The organism is Hoeflea ulvae (genome assembly GCF_026619435.1).
Classification (GTDB): Bacteria; Pseudomonadota; Alphaproteobacteria; order Rhizobiales; family Rhizobiaceae; genus Hoeflea; species Hoeflea ulvae.
Genome location: NZ_JAOVZQ010000001.1, coordinates 3,065,530 through 3,082,080, shown reverse-complemented (window position 1 = coordinate 3,082,080; position 16,551 = coordinate 3,065,530). Strand labels below are relative to the sequence as shown.

14 protein-coding genes and 2 tRNA genes are annotated in these 16,551 nt (G+C 61.3%); 10 read left to right on the top strand and 6 right to left on the bottom strand.

Translation table 11 applies throughout. From position 1 onward, the window contains the following. Nucleotides 1-143: 143 nt before the first annotated feature. Nucleotides 144-218: transfer RNA gene (locus tag OEG82_RS14570), tRNA-Asn, on the bottom strand. Between the two features lie 163 nt (nt 219-381). Between OEG82_RS14570 and OEG82_RS14565 the strand changes: the two genes are divergently transcribed. Beyond that, entirely contained in the window at nt 382-693 is a 312-nt protein-coding gene (locus OEG82_RS14565) for a hypothetical protein (RefSeq protein ID WP_267613126.1), read from the top strand. 2 nt (nt 694-695) lie between these two features. Here the strand turns inward: OEG82_RS14565 and OEG82_RS14560 are convergent. Next, nucleotides 696-769 (bottom strand) — tRNA-Cys (locus OEG82_RS14560). Between the two features lie 202 nt (nt 770-971). Here OEG82_RS14560 and OEG82_RS14555 point away from each other — a divergent pair. The 4 genes from OEG82_RS14555 to OEG82_RS14540 all read left to right on the top strand — a co-directional run bounded on the left by OEG82_RS14555 (nt 972) and on the right by OEG82_RS14540 (nt 7,354). After that, entirely contained in the window at nt 972-1,646 is a 675-nt protein-coding gene (locus OEG82_RS14555) for a protein-L-isoaspartate O-methyltransferase family protein (protein ID WP_267613125.1), read from the top strand. Between the two features lie 198 nt (nt 1,647-1,844). Beyond that, entirely contained in the window at nt 1,845-3,179 is a 1,335-nt protein-coding gene (locus OEG82_RS14550; RefSeq protein WP_324288956.1) for a TolC family outer membrane protein, read from the top strand. Nucleotides 3,180-3,468: 289 nt separating this feature from the next. Then, on the top strand, nt 3,469-4,302 hold the full coding sequence (locus OEG82_RS14545) for a PopZ family protein (RefSeq protein WP_267613123.1): 834 nt from the start codon (nt 3,469-3,471) through the stop codon (nt 4,300-4,302). 235 nt (nt 4,303-4,537) lie between these two features. Next, nucleotides 4,538-7,354, top strand: coding sequence for a valine--tRNA ligase (locus tag OEG82_RS14540; protein WP_267613122.1), 2,817 nt, complete (start codon nt 4,538-4,540; stop codon nt 7,352-7,354). A gap of 42 nt (nt 7,355-7,396) precedes the next feature. On the opposite strand, the gene OEG82_RS14535 is transcribed toward OEG82_RS14540, so the two are convergent. Beyond that, the gene (locus OEG82_RS14535) at nt 7,397-7,582 is read right to left on the bottom strand and encodes a hypothetical protein (RefSeq protein ID WP_267613121.1); all 186 of its coding nucleotides are present in this window, start codon (nt 7,580-7,582) and stop codon (nt 7,397-7,399) included. 88 nt (nt 7,583-7,670) lie between these two features. Here OEG82_RS14535 and OEG82_RS14530 point away from each other — a divergent pair, with 88 nt between their 5' ends. The 3 genes from OEG82_RS14530 (at nt 7,671) to OEG82_RS14520 (ending at nt 11,747) form a co-directional block, all read left to right on the top strand. Next, the gene (locus OEG82_RS14530; protein WP_267613120.1) at nt 7,671-8,945 is read left to right on the top strand and encodes an outer membrane protein transport protein; all 1,275 of its coding nucleotides are present in this window, start codon (nt 7,671-7,673) and stop codon (nt 8,943-8,945) included. A gap of 293 nt (nt 8,946-9,238) precedes the next feature. Next, nucleotides 9,239-10,963 (top strand): dihydroxy-acid dehydratase, encoded by a 1,725-nt coding sequence (gene ilvD / locus OEG82_RS14525; protein ID WP_267613119.1) that lies wholly within the window; start codon nt 9,239-9,241, stop codon nt 10,961-10,963. Next, nucleotides 10,950-11,747 carry a tetratricopeptide repeat protein gene (locus OEG82_RS14520; RefSeq protein WP_267613118.1) on the top strand — a complete coding sequence of 266 codons (798 nt, stop codon included), beginning with the start codon at nt 10,950-10,952 and terminating at the stop codon, nt 11,745-11,747. The genes ilvD and OEG82_RS14520 overlap by 14 nt, the downstream gene beginning before the upstream one ends. Nucleotides 11,748-11,840: 93 nt before the next feature. Here OEG82_RS14520 and OEG82_RS14515 read toward each other — a convergent pair whose 3' ends face one another. Genes OEG82_RS14515 through erpA form a run of 3 tightly spaced genes read right to left on the bottom strand, consistent with a single transcriptional unit; the run spans nt 11,841 to nt 13,373 of the window. Further along, on the bottom strand, nt 11,841-12,170 hold the full coding sequence (locus OEG82_RS14515) for a hypothetical protein (RefSeq protein WP_267613117.1): 330 nt from the start codon (nt 12,168-12,170) through the stop codon (nt 11,841-11,843). 31 nt (nt 12,171-12,201) lie between these two features. Further along, on the bottom strand, nt 12,202-12,984 hold the full coding sequence (gene xth / locus OEG82_RS14510) for an exodeoxyribonuclease III (RefSeq protein ID WP_267613116.1): 783 nt from the start codon (nt 12,982-12,984) through the stop codon (nt 12,202-12,204). Between the two features lie 53 nt (nt 12,985-13,037). After that, the gene (gene erpA, locus OEG82_RS14505) at nt 13,038-13,373 is read right to left on the bottom strand and encodes an iron-sulfur cluster insertion protein ErpA (protein WP_267613115.1); all 336 of its coding nucleotides are present in this window, start codon (nt 13,371-13,373) and stop codon (nt 13,038-13,040) included. Nucleotides 13,374-13,512: 139 nt separating this feature from the next. Here erpA and OEG82_RS14500 point away from each other — a divergent pair, with 139 nt between their 5' ends. Next, nucleotides 13,513-14,718, top strand: a complete 1,206-nt coding sequence (locus tag OEG82_RS14500; protein ID WP_267613114.1) for a deoxyguanosinetriphosphate triphosphohydrolase — start codon at nt 13,513-13,515, stop codon at nt 14,716-14,718. 63 nt (nt 14,719-14,781) lie between these two features. Beyond that, complete coding sequence (gene argS, locus OEG82_RS14495; RefSeq protein ID WP_267613113.1) at nt 14,782-16,542, top strand: arginine--tRNA ligase; 1,761 nt, start codon at nt 14,782-14,784, stop codon at nt 16,540-16,542. Nucleotides 16,543-16,551: the final 9 nt, after the last annotated feature.

The window sequence follows — 16,551 nt, the reverse complement described above, 5'->3', positions numbered from 1 at the left end:
GCCTGCATGAACCTGTCTTACGGCCCAAGCGGAAAATCGGATCATAGCTTTTGCGAAAGACCGCTGATTTTTCACGAGGTTGCGGCTTGCGGCGCGAGATCAAAAAAAACCGCAACCCGAAAAGGGCGCGGTTTTTGGAAATTTGGCTCCCCGGGCCGGATTCGAACCAGCGACCGATCGATTAACAGTCGATTGCTCTACCACTGAGCTACCGGGGATCACTGCTTGAAGCAGCGTGTGGGGCCTATAACAAATGCCTCTCTGATTTGCCAAGCTGTTTTTCAAGAAAAAGCGACTATCTTGTTCTCAGGCGTCCGAAATCCCATCTCTCGGGGTATGGAACACGCATCGCAATCGCTTCGAACGGGCCCGGTCAGCAAAATGACGAAACGCTTCTTCCAGTTCAACGCCGCCCGTGGCGACGTCCGCATCGGCGGCAGGAATTTCCGGCTGCCGCGCCATCCGCGGATGCGCATCGCGCTCGGCACCGGCCTTGTTGCAGGCGGAACGCTGGGATTCCTGCCGATCCTCGGGTTCTGGATGATTCCGCTCGGGCTGCTGGTGCTGTCGCAGGATCTGCCCGCTGTGCGGCGCTGGCGCAGGCAGTTCGTGGTGCGCACCGAACGCCGCCGGGGGAAGAACGCGGCCAGCACGGTAACCAAGACTACTGAAAGCAATGAATCTGGTGATTGAATTGGAGGCCTCGCCCGGAATCGAACCGGGGTGCAAGGATTTGCAGTCCTCTGCGTAACCACTCCGCCACGAGGCCTCTGGCCGATCAATGACCGGACGGCTGGCAAATAGACGGAGAATCACACCGGCGCAAGAGGCATCTTGGCGGCAAGGCCCGCTTTCTGCTGTCGTGGGCCGGTTGAAAACAGTGAATTCGGTCCGCCCCGGCATGGTTCAGCTTGAAACTCCCGGTACGGCGCTTTAATGAAAGCCCAGACGAGATGCACCGGAGAGACCAAATGGGCACCGACTATCAAGACGCGCGCCAGAAGATGGTGGATAACCAGATCCGCACAACCGACGTCACATCGCATTCGGTGTTGAAAGCGTTTCTGACGGTTGCGCGCGAGGATTTCCTTCCCACGCCGCTCAAGCCGCTGGCCTATATCGATAGCGACCTGCAGATCTCGTCCGGCGGCGAAGACGGCGTTCCCCGTTTCGTCATGGAGCCTTCGCCGCTGGCCAAGATGCTGCAGCTGGCGCAGATCAACCGCGATCACGTGGTGCTTCAGATCGGGTCCGGCGTCGGCTACTCGGCGGCGTTGCTGTCGCTGCTGGCGGGCTCGGTGGTTGCGGTCGAGTGCGATCCGGTGCTGGCCGAGGCCTCGAGCGCCAAGCTCAGCGACACCGGCTATGACAATGTGGCCGTGGTCACCGGTGATCTGGAAAAGGGCTATCCCAGCGAGGGACCCTATGACCGGATCTTCTTCAATGGCGCTGTCGAGACAATCCCCGAAACGCTGTTCGAGCAATTACGCGAGGGCGGCAGACTGGTCGCGGCCATTGGCACCGGGCTTTCGGCAGAGGCCTATGTCTTCGTCAAGGATGGCGGCGTTGTTTCGGGCCGGCCCGCATTCAACATATCCGTCAAGCCGTTGCCGGGTTTTCGCAAGGCGGCAGAATTCGTTTTCTAAACCTGTTCGGGGAAGCTGCGGAGTCATGCTGCCAATTGTCGCGCTGTTGCGCGACGGCAACGTGGCCGGGATTATTGGCCAATGCCGGACTTGTGTGATTGCGTCAGGCGGCGCTAGCCATCATATGTTATATCTACACCATGATCGTGTCCTGCGCAGTCTTGGACATTGGTTCCGCGCATGTTGGAGTATCTATTCGTGTCGTTTGTCAAAAATTCGATTGCCTGCCTCGCCCTGATTTCGGCGTCAGTCCTGGCTGCCCAGCCCGTTTCCGCGGAATCGCTCTACCAGGCGATGGCCAAGGCCTACGAGAACAATCCGGATCTGAATGCGGCCCGCGCGGGATTGCGCGCGACCGACGAAGGGGTGGCGCTCGCGAAATCGGGCTACCGTCCGACCATTGCGGCGGAAGCGGTCGCCACGTCGACGAACACAAGCGGGTTTACCACCAATTCCTCCAGCATCGGCGTGTCGATCAACCAGTCGCTGTTTGACGGATTTCAGACGCGCAACAATGTGCGTGCCGCCGAGGCCCAGGTCTTTGCCGGCCGGGAAAACCTGCGCGGCACGGAAATCGACATCCTCCTCGCCACCGTCGAGGCCTATGCCAATGTCAACCGCGACAACCAGATCGTGGCCTATCGTCAGCAGAACATCGCCTTCCTGCAGGAACAGTTTTCCGCAGCCAAGGCGCGGTTTGATGTCGGCGAAAGCACGCGGACCGATGTCAGCCTGTCCGAGGCAGAGCTTGCCGGCGCCCGCGCCAGCCTGACCGCCGCCATTGCCCAGGCCAAGTCCAGTGCCGCGGTCTACGCCCAGATCGTCGGCACGGTTCCCAAGAGCCTGCAGTCGGTTTCGCTGCCGCGCAAGCTGCTTCCGGGCACTCTGGACCGGGCGGTTGCACAGGGCACAACCGAACATCCAACGGTGCTGGCCGCCCTTTTCGGCGTCGATGCGGCCGGTTTCAACGTCAAGTCCAAGGAAGGCACATTTCTGCCCGGCGTCAGCGTCAGCGGCTTGGTTGCCGAAGGTGACGGCGGCGTCAGCACCGCGCAGGTGCAGGCAAAAGTGACCATTCCGCTCTACCAGGGCGGTGCGGCCTCCGCGACCGTCCGGCAGGCCAAGGAGCAGCTCGGCCAGCAACGCATTCTGGTGGACCGGGCCCGCCGCGCCATTGAGCAGTCGGTGGTCTCGTCCTGGACCCAGATGGAAGCCGCACTCGCGACGATTGAAGCCAACAAGGCGCAGCTCGCCGCATCCAACCTGGCTTTGAACGGCGTGGTCGAGGAACGCCGCGTCGGACAGCGCACCACGCTCGACGTGCTCAATGCGCAGCAGACCGTGCTCAACGCCAAGGAAGCCATTTCGCAGTCGGAACGCAACGCCATCGTCGCCGCCTATTCGGTGCTGGCATCCACCGGCAAGCTGACCATCGACCGGTTGGGCCTGCAGGTGGCCAATTACAAGCCCGAGATTCACTACGAAGCGACAAAGGACCGCTGGTTCGGCCTTCGCACGGTCGACGGACGCTGAACCGGCAGCTTCCGGTTCCTGACCGAAACAGATTGCAGGGCGGGATTTCCCGCCCTTTTTCATGGGCCCGCCGCTCACACGGCCTGTCTGCCCGCACCGGCGCCTCTTGCGCGGGTTGGCGTGGCGGGGCCGGCGCCGCCGCCGCCGCCTGCCGCGGCAATGTGAATTCCTGTGCATGAAGACGCAGACTTGCCACGGCGTGATTCTCATGTCGTCGGCAATGCCGTAGACTGATCAGGTGATTCGCCGGTTCGCAAGAGCCAGGTGACGAGAGTAATGGAGCGTAATCATGGGTCAGGCAGGCGCACAGCGCGAACCGTCAATGGAAGAAATTCTGGCTTCCATCCGAAGGATCATTGAAAACAATGAGCCCGAGGAAGGCGAGACCCCGACCGCATTCGATAAGATGGACAGGTTCGACCGGGCCGGAACTTCCGATGAAACGGCCGACCAGGAGTCCGAGGACGACCATGCGCCCGAGCAGATGATGGACGATGCAGAGACTGCGGACGCCGGGGATGTGGAAGCCGCGCGGGCACCGGCCGCCGCGCCGGTATCGCTGGCTGAAGTTGCGACCCATGCTCGTCTTGTCGCCCAGACACCGAAGATGGTGGAACCGGCCAGCCAGGCCATCGATCGCGTCGAAAGTGACGCCGGCGCCGAATTTTTTGCCGATATGGACGACGCCGCAGCGGAAGAGCTTCGCGACGCGCTGACCTCCGACGAGCCGGTGGAAGCGCCGGTGTTGCGCATGATGGTAACTCCTGAAACCCGGCAGGAACGGCCCGAAGCGGCGGTTGCTGCGGAAGCGGCGCGCCCCGAGCCGGAATCCGCGAAAACCGCCCAACCCGAACCTGCTCCGGCGCAACCCAAACCGGTTGCTGCTGCGCGGCCGTCCGAGAGCACCGGTCAGCTGGTCTCGCTGCACACCGGAGAAAAGGTGGCTGCCGCCTTTGACGAGCTCGGTGCCGCCATCGCTGCAGGGCAACGCCGGTCCTTTGACGAGATTGCCGAGGAAATGCTCAAGCCGATGCTGACGCAATGGCTTGACGACAACCTGCCGACGCTGGTCGAACGGCTGGTGCGGGAAGAAATCGAGCGGGTGTCGCGCGGAAACCGCTGACGCCAGGCTGTTCCTGACAATCAACTTTTAAAAGCCTCGGCCCCGCGGGGCCTGTGGCGCGGCGACAGCGGCGTCCGATCCCGCCTTGCTGGCTGAGCCGGGGGGCGAAGCTGTCGGGCTGCACGCGATATCGCGGTCAGGATGACGTCAGGCCGCAGTGCGGTTCAGTTGACTTCACACCCCCGTTCCGGTTTATCACTGACCAGTCCCTTCAGATGCAAACGGTTCCCCGATTATGCTCGAAAAAACCTATGACGCCGCCGCCATAGAACCCAAAATCGCGACACGCTGGGCGGATGCAAATGCATTTGCAGCCGGCGCCGGCGCCAAGCCCGGCGCGGAACCGTTCTGCATCGTGATTCCGCCGCCGAACGTGACCGGCTCGCTGCATATGGGGCACGCGCTCAACAACACGCTCCAGGACATCATGGTGCGGTTTCAGCGCATGCGCGGCCGCGATGTGTTGTGGCAGCCGGGCATGGACCATGCCGGCATCGCCACCCAGATGGTGGTCGAGCGGCAACTGGCCGAGCGCCAGGAGCCCAACCGGCATGAGATCGGCCGCGAGGCCTTTGTCGAGCGGATCTGGAACTGGAAGGATGAATCCGGCGGAATCATTTTCAACCAGCTCAAGCGGCTCGGTGCATCGTGCGACTGGTCGCGCGAACGCTTCACCATGGACGAGGGGCTGTCGCGCGCCGTGCTGGAGGTCTTTGTCAGCCTCTACAAGGAAGGTCTGATCTACAAGGACAAGCGGCTGGTCAACTGGGACCCGAAGCTGCTGACGGCCATTTCGGACCTGGAAGTCGAGCAGATCGAGATCCAGGGCAATCTGTGGCATTTCCGCTATCCGCTGGCCGATGGTGCCACCTATGAGTTTCCGGTGTCCTTTGACGAGGATACAGAGGCCTACAGCTATGAAACCCGCGATTACATCATCGTCGCCACCACGCGGCCCGAAACCATGCTCGGCGACACGGCCATCGCGGTCAATCCCGAGGATGCCCGCTACAAAGACCTGATAGGCAAGGACGCGATCCTTCCGCTGGTCGGCCGCCGTATCAAAATCGTCGGTGATGACTATGCCGATGAAACGGCCGGTTCGGGCGCTGTCAAGATTACGCCAGCGCATGATTTCAACGATTTTGAAGTCGGCCGACGGCATCATCTCAAGGCAATCAATATTCTGACCACCGACGCGCGGGTGACGCTGAAGGACAATGAGGATTTCCTCGACGGCCTCAAGGTCGAAGGCAAGCTGATCGAGGTCATCGAGGAAATCGATGGCATGGACCGCTTTGCCGCGCGCAAGGAAATTGTCGCGAAAATGGATGAGATCGGGCTGCTCGACCATATCGAGCCGCATACCCACCAGGTGCCGCATGGCGACCGCGGCGGCGTGCCGATCGAACCGTTCCTGACCGACCAGTGGTATGTCAATGCTTCCGAGATGGCCAAGCCGGCGATCGAGAGCGTGCGCGAAGGGCGGACCAATTTCGTCCCGAAGAACTGGGAAAAGACCTATTTTGACTGGATGGAAAACATCCAGCCTTGGTGCATCTCGCGGCAATTGTGGTGGGGACACCAGATCCCGGCCTGGTACGGTCCCGATGGCCAGGTGTTTGTCGAAAAGGACGAGGAAACCGCGCTTGAAGCGGCAATCCAGCATTATCTTGCCCATGAAGGACCATGGAAGGCCTGGGTCGAGGAGAAGCTCGAGAACTTCAAGCCCGGCGAGATCCTCGAACGCGACGAGGATGTGCTCGACACCTGGTTTTCTTCGGCGCTGTGGCCGTTCTCGACGCTCGGCTGGCCCGACAAGACACCCGAACTCGACAAATACTACCAGACCGACGTGCTGGTCACCGGTTTCGACATCATCTTCTTCTGGGTCGCCCGGATGATGATGATGGGCCTGCACTTCATGAAGGAAGAGCCGTTCCACACGGTCTATGTGCACGCGCTGGTGCGCGACATGCATGGCGCCAAGATGTCCAAGTCGAAGGGCAATGTGATCGATCCGCTGGACCTGATCGACGAATATGGCGCAGATGCGCTGCGCTTCACGCTTGCGATCATGGCAGCCCAGGGCAGGGACGTGAAGCTCGACCCTTCGCGCATTGCCGGCTACCGCAATTTTGGCACCAAGCTGTGGAACGCCACGCGCTTTGCCGACATGAACGGTGCGGTGCTCGATCCCGGTTTCGATCCGGCCGGCGCCAAGCTGACGATCAACCGCTGGATCCTGACCGAACTGACCCGGACCTCGAACGAGGTCAAGGCCGCGATCGAGGCCTACAAGTTCAACGAGGCGTCAAGCGCGCTGTACCGCTTTGTCTGGAACCAGGTCTGCGACTGGTACCTGGAACTGCTCAAGCCGGTGTTCAACGGTGAGGACGAGGCCGCCAAGGTCGAGGCGCGTGCCTGTGCGGCACATGTGCTGAGCGAGGCGGTCAAGCTGCTGCATCCGTTCATGCCGTTCATGACCGAAGAGCTCTGGGAGCACCTGGCAGGGGCTGACGCCGGACTGGCGTGCCATGCGTCCTGGCCGGAGCCTGTGTTCGAGGACACCGAAGCCGCCGGCGAAATCAACTGGCTGATCGAACTGGTTTCCGGCTTGCGCTCGGTTCGCGCGGAAATGAACGTGCCGCCATCTGCCAAGTCGCAATTGGTGATGGTCGGAACCAGCGCGACGACCGGCGAGCGGCTGGTTCGCCACGAGCCGGCGATCCGGCAACTGGCCCGGGTGACCGATATCGTGCTCGAAAACGCGGTGCCGGGCGGATCGGCGCAGATCGTCGTGGGTGAGGCGACTGCCTGCCTGCCGCTTGGCGAGCTGATCGATTTGACGGCGGAAAAGGCACGCCTCGAAAAGGCCTTGTCCAAGCTCGGTGACGACATCGACAAGATCGAGCGCAAGCTCGGCAACGAGAAGTTTGTTGCCAATGCAAAGCCGGAAGTCGTTCTGGCCGAACGCGAGAAACTGACCGGCCTTCTCGATCAAAAGGAAAAGATGGTGCAGGCCATCGAACGCGTCAGCCAGTCCGGCTGACGCGTCGGGCGGCGTTTTCCGGCAAAGCCGGTCCACGCCTGCTCAGCTGCGCGGCAGAACGCGTAAAATCACGGCAAATGTGACCGAAATGCAACAAAACCGAGGCGCGGGCGAAAATTGGGCGGGTTTTGCCGCTTCAATGCCCCTTGAGGCGGCCAAGAGCGCCGAATTTGTGAGGAAAATCTCCGATTCTGGCGAATTTTGACCAAATCGGATCGTGACGCTCATCGGCCGCAGTTCCTGCCACTGTTTACAAACGACGCGAATACATTACCTAATCCGGGCAATCGTAAGCTTTACATCCTGGAGGGGATTCATGATTCGCAACACTGTAAAATCCGTCATCTCAGTTTTGGCTGCAGGCGTCGCAACGTCTTCGGTTGCGCTCGCAGGCGGATTTGATCGCGGCGGCGTCAACACCGACCTTCTGTATGATGACTCGCGGATCGCCACCGAAGCGGCTGTGACCTATGTCATCCCGGAGCGGAAGATCGAAAATGTCGTTCGCGGCACCAACTCCGCATCGCCGTTCGCACCTGGTGTGCAGCCTGCCTCGTCCGCCTCGATCGATGTGGACTCCGATTTTGCCGTTCCGCGGCTTGGCGCAAAGATGACCCTCGTCGATGGCGTGGACTGCCTTGCGACATTCAGCCAGGGCTACGGCGCCGACACCGGATACGGCACGAACAATGCCTATTCGGCGACAGCCGTGAAATTCACCCTCGACACCGACGATTACGGCCTGACCTGCTCCTACAAGTTTGCGGCCGGCGATACATCGCTGGGCAAGGGTCAGATCCGGTTGATCGGCGGCGTGTCCTACCAGGAACTGGATGGCTTCCTTGCACGTCAGAGCTTTCAGGACTTTGCAAATCTGGGCATCACCAGCGTCGGTGGCGTGAGCAACACAAGCGGCTTGGGCACGTTCGACATTGGCGGCGAAGCCTGGGGATGGCGCATCGGCGCAGCTTACGAAATCCCGGAAATCGCGTTCCGCGCCTCGCTGGTCTACAGCTCGGCCTATGAATACGACCTGACCGGTATCCAGAACAACACCGGCTTCGGCCCGCTCATCCCGGGCACCGCTACACTGCCGATCGCGGCGACAACGGAAATTCCGCAGTCGGTCGAGTTCAAGCTGCAGTCGGGCATTGCTGAAGGCACCTTGGCATTCTTCAATGTCAAATGGCAGGAATGGGGCAAGCTCGGCATCATCCCCATCACCGGCGGCCGCAGCCCTGCAACCGGCGCTCCGACCAACCTGTCCTTCGACCCGCTCTATCGTGACGGCTGGACCGTGACAGGCGGCGTCGGACGCAAGTTCACCGATCAGGTCTCCGGCCTGGTTGCCATCTCCTGGGATCGCGGAACTTCCACGACTTCGGGCAGCCAGACAGACACCTGGACGGTTTCGGGCGGCGTTGCCTACAACCCGACCGAGATGGTCGAACTGCGCGTCGGTGGAGCTCTGGGTGTGATGACCTCGGGTACCTCGCTGCCGACAGGTGGCGACTCGGCCAACAACCTGACGTATTCGTTCGGCAACGATCTGGTGGGAGCCGTCTCCGCTTCGGCCAAGATCAAGTTCTGATCCGACCTTCATCGGTTTTGCTCGACCCCGCCCATGTGGCGGGGTTTTGCGTTGGAGGACCCGGTTTGTGCGAGGCGGCTGAAAACACGTTGCATTTCGGGCTGATTTTGCCGCCAAATGCACCGGAGATCACGCAATGTGACGATTCCGCAACACATTTTGTGAAAGCATCTGCTATGCAATTGCGGGGGCAGATTGTGCCCATTTCCCGCCACAAACGAGGCGCAGGGCAGGTCATCAGTTAAGGCCCCCCGCGGCTCGGTTTTTATGACCAAGACGCGTTTGAGGATCACATGACCGCCAGCACTTTTGACAAGTCCAAACTTCCAAGCCGTTACACGACGGTCGGTCCTGCGCGCGCGCCGCACCGGTCCTATCTGTACGCCATGGGACTTTCGGCCGAGGAGATTGCGCAGCCGCTGGTCGGTGTCGCCTCCTGCTGGAACGAGGCCGCGCCCTGCAACATTTCGCTGATGCGCCAGGCGCAGGTGGTTAAGAAGGGCGTTGCCGCCGCAAAGGGCACGCCGCGGGAATTCTGCACCATCACTGTCACCGACGGCATAGCCATGGGGCACCAGGGGATGAAGTCCTCGCTGGTCAGCCGCGACGTGATTGCCGATTCGGTCGAGCTGACCATGCGCGGCCACTGCTATGACGCCATTGTCGGACTCGCGGGCTGCGACAAGTCCTTGCCGGGCATGATGATGGCCATGGTCCGGCTCAATGTTCCCTCGATCTTCATCTATGGCGGCTCGATCCTGCCGGGCAGCTATCGCGGCCGGCAGATCACCGTGCAGGACGTGTTCGAGGCGGTCGGTCAGCATTCGGTCGGCGATATTTCCGATGAGGATCTGCTCGAGATCGAACAGGCGGCCTGTCCGTCGGCAGGATCCTGCGGCGCCCAGTTCACCGCCAACACCATGGCGACCGTGGCCGAGGCCATCGGCCTGGCGCTGCCCTATTCCTGCGGCGCGCCCGCGCCTTATGAAATGCGCGACAAGTTCAGCTATGCGGCGGGCGAGAAGGTGATGGAACTCATCGCCAAGCAGATTCGTCCGCGCGACATCGTCACCCTCAAATCGCTGGAAAACGCAGCCGCCGTGGTGTCGGCCACGGGCGGATCGACCAATGCGGCGCTGCATCTGCCGGCGATCGCCCATGAATGCGGCATCGAGTTCGACCTGTTCGACGTCGCCAAGATCTTCGAACGCACGCCCTATATCGCCAATCTGAAGCCGGGCGGCAAATATGTCGCCAAGGACATGTTCGAGGCCGGCGGCATTCCTGTGCTGATGAAGACCATGCTCGATCACGGCTATCTTCATGGCGATTGCATGACCGTGACAGGCCGTACTTTGGCCGAAAACATGGAGCATGTTCGCTGGAACGACGAACAGGATGTTGTGCATCCGGCCGACAAGCCGATCACCGTGTCCGGCGGCGTCGTCGGACTGAAGGGCAATCTTGCCGCTGACGGTGCGATCGTGAAGGTTGCCGGCATGAGCCGGCTGAAATTCACCGGCCCGGCCCGCTGCTTCGATTCGGAAGAAGAGTGCTTTGCGGCCGTCAAGGACCGCAATTACAAGGAAGGCGAGGTCCTTGTGATCCGCTACGAGGGCCCCAAGGGCGGTCCCGGCATGCGGGAAATGTTGTCGACCACCGCGGCCATCTATGGCCAGGGCATGGGCGACAAGGTTGCGTTGATCACCGATGGCCGGTTTTCCGGCGCAACGCGCGGGTTCTGTATCGGCCATGTCGGACCGGAAGCCGCAGAAGGCGGGCCAATCGGCCTGCTTCAGGACGGCGACATCATCGAGATCGATGCTGTCGATGGCATTTTGAATGTGCAGTTGTCCGATGAGGAACTGGCTGCACGCAGGAAAAACTGGACAGCGCGGGAGACCGACTATGCGTCGGGTGCGCTGTGGAAATACGCCCAGACGGTGGGATCAGCGCGAAACGGCGCTGTAACCCACCCGGGCGGAGCGAAAGAAAAGCACGTCTATGCAGACATCTAGTCGTACCCGAACCAAGCTTTTTTGTGCCGTGCTGACGGCCGCCATCGGCATTGGCGGCCCGGCGCTGGCGCTTGACCCGAATGCCGGCGTGACCCGCGAATCGGGGCCGTTCGACCTGTTCAAATTCGGCTTCTCGGCCTACAAGAAGGGCCGCAAGGACGAGGCTGTCGAAGCCTATAAATATGCCGCCGACAAGGGCCATCCGGGCGCCCGCTGGGCGCTGGCCAACATGTATGCCTATGGTGATGGCGTGGTCGAGAACGACTACGAGGCCTTCAAGATCTATGACGATATCGCCCGGCAGGGCGTCGAGCCGGGGTCGCAGGACACCGGTTATTTCGTCAATGCGCTGCTGTCGCTGGCGACCTATTACCAGAAGGGCATTCCCGGAAGCCCGGTCAAGGCCAATCTGGGTGCTGCCCGGCAGCTCTATTTCCAGGCTGCCTCTGCCTTCGGCATTCCCGAAGCGCAATATCGCCTGGGCCGGATGATCCTCGAAGGCGAGGGCGGCGCCAATGATATCCAGCAGGCCAAGAAATGGCTCAACCGGGCCCGCGTCAGCGGTCACCCGGCAGCATCGGCAGTGCTGGGCAATGTGGTGTTCGAAGAGGGCCAGGTGGTGCGCGGGCTCGCGTTCATGACCACGGCTCTCGAGCGTTCGCCGCCGGCGGACAAGCCATGGATCCAGTCCCTGCAGGAGCGGGCGTTCTCGCTGGCCGGCGAAGCGGACCGCCGGACTGCCGTGGCCCTGGCCCAGGATATGCTGGCCAAGGGCCTGAACTGATTAAAGCGCCTGCACTCCGCCGTATGCGCGGAGTTCATACCTCCCAGATTTGCCAAATTATCCTGTATCTGTGGGCAAGCGGATCTGTTCGCTTCAGCCCGGGAGCAGGGTCGCCTTGGCGGTGGTCGGAGGCTGTGTTTGCGCCACCGGGCAGCCATCCGAGATTTTCTTCCAGCTCGTGTTGTTGAGATTGCGCTCGCAGCGCGCCAGATAGCGCTGGGATGAGCCGATCTGCAGGCAGACAACGCCGCCCTGCTTGATGCGCTTGCCATTGCCCAGACATTCGCAGTCATCGCCGGCAAAGGCCGGGGCCAGCGACAGACCGGGCAGCGCCAGAAAACAGATGCCCAATGCAATTTGCAGTGATCGCGCATGTTTCATGGCGATATAATGCGCTTCCAGCCGCAAATTGGCAAGTTTCACACCGGTCCTGGCCGGTGCGCAGTCAAGCCGTTCAGACTGCGAGTGAAATCGCCACCGGGACGTGGTCGGAGGGTTTTTCCCAGCCGCGCACGTGTTTTTCAACCTCGGCCGATTGCAGCAGAATGGCGGCTTCGGGCGAAAGCATCAGATGGTCGATGCGGATGCCGTTGTTCTTGGGCCAGGCACCGGCCTGATAGTCCCAGAAGGTGTAGGTTTCGGGCCGGTCGTTGACGGCGCGCAACGCATCGGTGAAGCCGAGATTTTCAAGTCGCCGAAACGCGGTCCGGGTTTCCGGGCGAAACAGGGCGTCGCCTTCCCAGACCTTCGGGTCGTGGCAATCGATCGGCTCGGGGATGACATTGTAGTCGCCCGCCAGCACCAGCGGCTCCTCAAGCGTCAGACGCTCGGCGGCAAAGGCTTCGAGCCGCTGCATCCAGGCCAGCTTGTAGGCGAATTTCGGGGTGTCGACCGGATTGCCGTTGGGCAGATAGAGCGACACCACCCGCAGCACGCCGCCGTCAACGGAGAACACCGCCTCGATGAAGCGGGCCTGTTCGTCGCTGTCGTCACCGGGCAGGCCGCGATTGACCTCGTCGGGGCTTTGCTTGGACAGGATCGCCACGCCGTTAAAACCCTTCTGGCCGTGAGTCTCGACGTGATAGCCCATGGCTTCGATTTCGAGCCTGAGGAAGCCCTCGTCCACCGACTTGATCTCCTGCAGGCAGACAATGTCCGGATCGCTCTCCTTGAGCCAGGCCAGCAGGTTCTCGATCCGTGCCTTGATGCCGTTGATGTTCCAGGTAACGATTTTCAAGGCGGGTATCCTTCAGCGTGACTCATGCAGTTGTGCGGGGGCTGGCGGTCCGATCAGACCGAGAAACTGGTTCCGCATCCGCACGAGGCGACCGCATTGGGATTCTTGATCTGAAAGGCCTGGCCCATCAGATTGTCGACGAAATCGATTTCCGAGCCGGCCATATAGACCAGAGAGATCTGGTCGATGAGCACACGGGCGTCGTCTCTTTCAAGCACGACGTCGTCCTCGGCGGGTTGATCGGCCAGATCGAACTTGTAGGAGAAGCCGGAGCAGCCGCCGCCTTCGACGGAAACCCTCAGCGCGGACTTGCCGGCCTCGGAGGCGACAATTTCCTTGATCCGGCGGGCAGCCGATTCGGACAGGGTGACAGATGGGGATTCAGGCACGTGACCTCCTTGCCGGGGTCAAGGTCCGGCAGAGACATGTTTCAAATCATTCGCTCTATAGGTATGAAGGCGGTGGCCCGACGTCAATGCTTGGATAGGCCGGGCATGAACATGGTTGGGGCCTGTTGACGGGATAGGCATGGAATACGACATCGCAAAGCTTGGTTTTGGAAACGGGACCCGAGCGCCATGGGCGACGGATCCCTGGGCGAGCCGCGGCCGGCTGTTTGCCGAGCCGACAAGCCCGACCCGCTCGGAATTCCAGCGCGACCGTGACCGGATCATCCACACAACCGCGTTCCGGCGATTGAAGCACAAGACCCAGGTCTTCGTCGCGCATGAAGGCGACCATTACCGCACCCGGCTCACCCACACCATCGAGGTGGCGCAGATCGCCCGGGCGCTGGCGCGGGCCCTGAAGCTGGACGAGGACCTGGCCGAAGGCGTGGCGCTCGTGCATGATTTCGGCCATACGCCCTTCGGCCACACCGGCGAGGAGGCGCTGGCCGAGCTGCTGGCCGATGCCGGCGGCTTTGACCACAATGCCCAGTCGCTGCGCATCGTCACCAAGCTGGAGCAGCGCTATGCGGAGTTCGACGGGCTCAATCTTTCCTGGGAGACGCTGGAAGGTCTGGTCAAGCACAATGGCCCGCTGATCGTCGAGGGCGGCGAACCGGTGCCGGGCCCGATTCTCGACTACAACAAGACCCATGATCTGTGGCTGGCGACCCATGCCGGTCTGGAGGCCCAGGTGGCCGCCATTGCCGACGACATTGCCTACAACACCCATGACATCGACGACGGGTTGCGCTCCGGACTGATCACGCTGGAAATGCTCGAGGAGCTGCCGCTGCTCGCGCGGCTGATGGCAGAGGTGCGCAGCCGCTATCCGGGACTTGAAGAACCGCGGTTCATCCATGAGATCATGCGGCGGCAGATCACCGAAATGGTCGAGGATGTGATCGGCGTCGCGCAGTCCAACATCCTTGCCGTCAAGCCGCAATCGGCCGATGACATCCGTCATGCCGGGCAGACGATGGCGTGTTTCTCCGACTCGTTTGTTGCCGCCGACCGGGACATCAAGCAATTCCTGTACAGGCATCTCTACCGCCATCCCGACGTGATGCGGGTGCGGGCGCATGCCACCCGGATCGTCCGGGACCTCTTTGCCGTCTTCATGGCCGATCCCTCCGCCATGGGGGAGAAGCACGAATATGCGGGGATCGACGACCTGCCGGGCGAGCGGCGGGCGCAGGCTGTGCGGGATTATCTCGCAGGAATGACCGATACCTATGCGATCGCCGCGCACCGGCGTTTGTTTGACGATACCCCGGAATTGAGATAGGCAGCGGTCGACCGGCGCGAGCGCCTGTTTCATCCCGCTTTACCGCCATATCGGACTGATCCCATGAATGTGTTCAAAGACTTCGAATCGAGAATCAAGCAGGCTGTTGAAGCCCTTGATGTCTTTAAGGAAAAGGGCAGCGAAGTCAGCTTTGAACGCATGACCGTGGAACCGCCGCGCGATCCGGCGCACGGAGAGATGTCGACCAATGCGGCCATGGTTCTGGCCAAACCGCTGGGCATGAACCCGCGCGCGCTTGCCGAGCTGATCGCCGCCCGCTTTGACGGCGATGCCGATGTCGCTGAAACCACCGTGGCCGGTCCGGGCTTCCTCAATTTCCGGCTGACCGCGGATTTCTGGCACAGGCTGCTGGTCACCGTGATGCGCGAAGGCGCTGATTTCGGCCGCTCGACCGCAGGCAACAACCGCAAGGTCAATGTCGAATATGTCTCGGCCAACCCCACCGGTCCGATGCATGTCGGCCATTGCCGCGGCGCCGTGGTCGGCGATGCGCTGGCCAATCTGATGAGCTATGCCGGCTATCAGGTGACGAAGGAATATTACGTCAACGATGCCGGGTCGCAGATTGACGTCCTGTCCAAATCGGCCTTTCTGAGATACCGCGAAGCGCTGGGCGACGACATCGGCGAAATCCCCGCCGGGCTATACCCGGGCGATTATCTGGTGCCGGTCGGGCAGGCGCTGGCCGCCGATTATGGCGACCGGCTGCGGCATATGCCGGATGAAGAACGGATGCCGATCATCAAGGAGCGCACCATCGATGCGATGATGGCGATGATCCGCGCCGACCTGAAGGCGCTCAATGTCGAGCATGACGTGTTCTTTTCCGAGCGCAGCCTGCATGCCGATGGCGAACGCGCCATCCGGCAGGCCATCAATGACCTGACCTTCAAGGGCCATGTCTACAAGGGCAAGCTGCCGCCGCCCAAGGGACAGTTGCCTGAGGACTGGGAAGACCGCGAGCAGACGCTGTTCCGCTCCACCGATGTCGGCGACGATATCGACCGGCCGCTGATCAAGTCGGACGGGAGCTATACCTATTTTGCGGCCGACGTGGCCTATTTCCGCGACAAGTTCGAGCGCGGCTTCAGCGAGATGATCTATGTGCTGGGCGCCGACCATGGCGGCTATATCAAGCGGCTCGAGGCTGTCGCCAAGGCCGTGTCGGGCGGTGACGCGAAGCTGACGGTGCTTTTGTGCCAGATGGTCAAGATCTTCCGCAACGGTGAACCGGTCGCGATGTCGAAGCGCTCCGGCGACTTCATCACGCTCCGGGACGTGGTCGAGGAGGTGGGCGTCGATTCGGTCCGCTTCATGATGCTGTACCGGAAAAGCTCGGAATCGCTGGATTTCGACTTCGCCAAGGTCACCGAGCAGTCCAAGGACAATCCGGTGTTCTACGTACAGTATGCGCATGCGCGATGCGCCTCGGTGCTGCGCCAGGGGCTCGAGACATTTCCCGATCTGGACCTGTCGCCGGAAACGCTGGCTGCCGCAGACCTGTCTGACCTGGCACATGAGAGCGAACTGGCACTGATCACCAAGCTCGGCGAGTATCCGCGGATGATCGAAGCTGCAGCTGCTGGTCAGGAGCCGCACAGGGTGGCTTTTTATCTCTATGAACTGGCCGCATTGCTTCATTCTCACTGGAACAAGGGCCGTGATGAGCCAAGTTTGCGGTTTGTTAACGATAAAAACCGACAATCCACAATTGCCAGATTGGGTTTGGTGTATGCTGTCGCTTCGGTATTGAAGTCAGGTCTCTCGATTACGGGAACTGACGCTCCGGTAGAAATGCGCTAGTTGTCACCT

Excerpts from the sequence above, each read along its gene's own strand:
- OEG82_RS14565 (WP_267613126.1), top strand. The coding sequence starts at position 382 with ATGACGAAACGCTTCTTCCAGTTCAACGCCGCCCGTGGCGACGTCCGC.
- OEG82_RS14555 (WP_267613125.1), top strand. The coding sequence starts at position 972 with ATGGGCACCGACTATCAAGACGCGCGCCAGAAGATGGTGGATAACCAG.
- OEG82_RS14545 (WP_267613123.1), top strand. The coding sequence starts at position 3,469 with ATGGGTCAGGCAGGCGCACAGCGCGAACCGTCAATGGAAGAAATTCTG.
- OEG82_RS14540 (WP_267613122.1), top strand. The coding sequence starts at position 4,538 with ATGCTCGAAAAAACCTATGACGCCGCCGCCATAGAACCCAAAATCGCG.
- OEG82_RS14535 (WP_267613121.1), bottom strand. The coding sequence starts at position 7,582 with ATGAGCGTCACGATCCGATTTGGTCAAAATTCGCCAGAATCGGAGATT.
- OEG82_RS14530 (WP_267613120.1), top strand. The coding sequence starts at position 7,671 with ATGATTCGCAACACTGTAAAATCCGTCATCTCAGTTTTGGCTGCAGGC.
- ilvD (WP_267613119.1), top strand. The coding sequence starts at position 9,239 with ATGACCGCCAGCACTTTTGACAAGTCCAAACTTCCAAGCCGTTACACG.
- OEG82_RS14520 (WP_267613118.1), top strand. The coding sequence starts at position 10,950 with ATGCAGACATCTAGTCGTACCCGAACCAAGCTTTTTTGTGCCGTGCTG.
- OEG82_RS14500 (WP_267613114.1), top strand. The coding sequence starts at position 13,513 with ATGGAATACGACATCGCAAAGCTTGGTTTTGGAAACGGGACCCGAGCG.
- argS (WP_267613113.1), top strand. The coding sequence starts at position 14,782 with ATGAATGTGTTCAAAGACTTCGAATCGAGAATCAAGCAGGCTGTTGAA.